Origin of the sequence: Planktothrix sp. FACHB-1355 (genome assembly GCF_014748295.1) — a bacterium.
GTDB classification, from domain to species: domain Bacteria; phylum Cyanobacteriota; class Cyanobacteriia; order Cyanobacteriales; family Aerosakkonemataceae; genus Aerosakkonema; species Aerosakkonema funiforme_A.
Genome location: NZ_JACJUP010001040.1, coordinates 1 through 2,530, shown reverse-complemented (window position 1 = coordinate 2,530; position 2,530 = coordinate 1). Strand labels below are relative to the sequence as shown.

Annotated in this window: 2 protein-coding genes; both read left to right on the top strand. The window is 47.9% G+C overall.

Annotated elements, in window-relative coordinates; translation table 11 throughout:
- The first annotated feature begins 370 nt into the window (after positions 1-370).
- Entirely contained in the window at positions 371-1,165 is a 795-nt protein-coding gene (locus tag H6S82_RS28685; RefSeq protein ID WP_190475333.1) for a DUF2993 domain-containing protein, read from the top strand.
- 98 nt (positions 1,166-1,263) lie between these two features.
- Positions 1,264-2,530: amino acid permease (locus tag H6S82_RS28680; RefSeq protein WP_191057134.1), on the top strand; the 1,267-nt coding region annotated here is incomplete at its 3' end.

The following is a 2,530-nucleotide window of genomic DNA, read 5'->3' as shown; positions in this document are numbered from 1 at the left end:
ATCCGATTGCAGTTTTGGCCTAGCGGGTTCGATCGGCCCTATCCTCATCCGGATGAGGGATTAAAACATGAGAGATGAAAAAATTAAAAATTGAAATATTACCGCTAATTTAGCTTTTACGTACAGCTTTTGACAGGCTCGTTGTCAAAATTGAAACTAAAATTCAAACAAATGGTGTCTGCGCCGATCGCTGATATCCTTAACCGGTAAGGCTTACAGGCTGACATCCTCTCTAGGTCGATCGACTCTCAAGCATTAACTATAAGTATTTGGGAATACATACCATAATTTTTGCTAATTCGGCAATGGATTGCTGAGTTTTTCACATTTTGTTACAACGGAGAAAGACTTTCTATAGACACAAAACTTTATGTTAGGTGGTCTGACTGGTTTTACTAATCCTGGTGGTGGCGATTGGGGTGAGCGGATGCTCAACACTGTCGCCAGCCAATCCATCCGCCACTTGTTCACTAAGAGCGAGTCTGTGGAGGTCTCTGTGCGCTGCTCGCCCTCCAGCAAACTGTTGCAAGGGAGCATCGACAGCTTTAAGATGAGCGGTCGCGGCTTGGTAATTCGCAGGGATTTCCCGGTTGAAGAGATGTCGTTCGAGACGGATGCGGTATCTCTGGACTTCAGCTCGATTTTGAAAGGAAAGATTACGCTGAAGCAACCCACGCAAGCGATCGCTTTAGTTACCTTATCGGAAGAAGGTATAAATCAAGCTTTTAAAGCAGAACTGGTGAGAAAGCGCCTGCAAAATCTTTCTATCGACTCCTTAAACGATCTGACGGGGGGAGAATCGGTTTCTTTTACAGAAGTGCAGCTGCAACTGGAGAACGGTAATCGCATTCGGCTGTTTGCTAAAGCGGAGCTACCGGAGCGCGGTACAGTACCGATTAGCATGACGATGACGCTAGGCGTCGAACGTCGTCGCCGCATTACTTTTAAAGACCCCCAGTTTCACCCAGATGGCGTACCGGAAGAGTTGCGAGAAACTTCTCAAACTTTGGCAAAGGCGCTGGCTGAAGTGTTGGATAATATGGTAGATCTCGATCGCTTCGACCTCGACGGCGTAACGATGCGAATCAACCGCTTGGAAACTCAAGGCAAAAAGTTGCTCTTCAGCGGCTACGCTCAAATCGAACATTTCCCCGGTGTCGGTTAAATATAGTTAATTTGTAAGTTGGGTTGAGGTACGAAACCCAACCTACAAACTAGCTTCTTCCCCTAACCCCTAGCCCCTAGTCCCTAACCCCTAGTTATATGTCAAATTCGACACCCGTACCACCGCAGCTACAACGAGAATTGGGCGTTTTGGGCGCTACTATGATGGGTCTGGGCTCGATTATTGGCACAGGGGTATTTGTCAGTATCGGTGTGGCGGCGGGTATTGCTGGCCCAGCGGTAATTCTGGCGGTGATAATCGGTGCTTTTGTGGCGACTTTTAATGCTCTCAACAGTGCCCAGTTAGCTGCCAGTCATCCAGTCAGCGGCGGCAGTTACGAGTACGGTTACAAGTATCTCACGCCTTGGTTGGGTTTCACGGCGGGTTGGATGTTTCTGGTCGCAAAGACTGCTTCTGCGGCAACTGCGGCTTTGGGTTTTGCTGGCTATTTGCAAAATGCGATAATGCTACGCATCGCTGTCGCGAACGCACTCCCATCTTCTCGCTTTTTGGTACCGATCGCTCTGACAGCTGTGCTTTTTTTTACTTTAATAGTACTTAGCGGCATTAAGCGATCGAATCTTGTCAATATTATTATTGTCTCAGTAACCCTGCTATCTTTGGGTTTCTTTATTCTGGCAGGATTGCCAAAAGTAACAACTACTGGTGTAAATAATGTCACTCCTTTTTTCAAAGGTTCTATTTCGACAGTTCTCCACGCCAGCGCTTTGATGTTTGTTGCCTATACCGGATACGGACGCATCGCCACAATGGGAGAGGAAGCAAAAGACCCGCGCCGCACTATTCCCAAAGCAATTATTGTGGCGATGGCGATAACGATGCTGCTTTATACTGCGGTGGCAATAGTTGCCGTACTCGCGGCGGGTGCGGATAAACTGGGTGGGGTAACTGCACCGTTGGAAGTGGCAGCTCGCAGTTTTGGCATTCCGGGAGCTACGCAGATCTTAGCAGTGGGTGCCATGACGGCGATGCTGGGTGTATTGCTGAACTTGATTCTCGGTTTGTCCCGCGTAGTGTTGGCAATGGGAAGGCGGGGAGATTTGCCGGGAATCTTAGCAAATTTGGATCGGGGTGGGACGACACCCTATGCGGCTGTGTTGTTGGTGGGAATTGCGATCGCAAGTTTAGTTTTAATTGGAGATGTCAAAACCACCTGGTCGTTTAGCGCTTTTACGGTTTTGATTTATTACGCGATTACTAATTTAGCAGCGTTGCAGCTGCCAACCCAAGAACGGCTTTATCCTAAATATTTAGCCTGGATGGGTTTGGCAGCTTGTTTGTTTCTCGCTTTCTGGGTAGAAAGGCAGATTTGGATAACAGGTATTGGCTTGATTGTAGCTGGTT

Coding starts and splice junctions, on each gene's coding strand:
- H6S82_RS28685 (WP_190475333.1), top strand. CDS start 371: ATGTTAGGTGGTCTGACTGGTTTTACTAATCCTGGTGGTGGCGATTGG.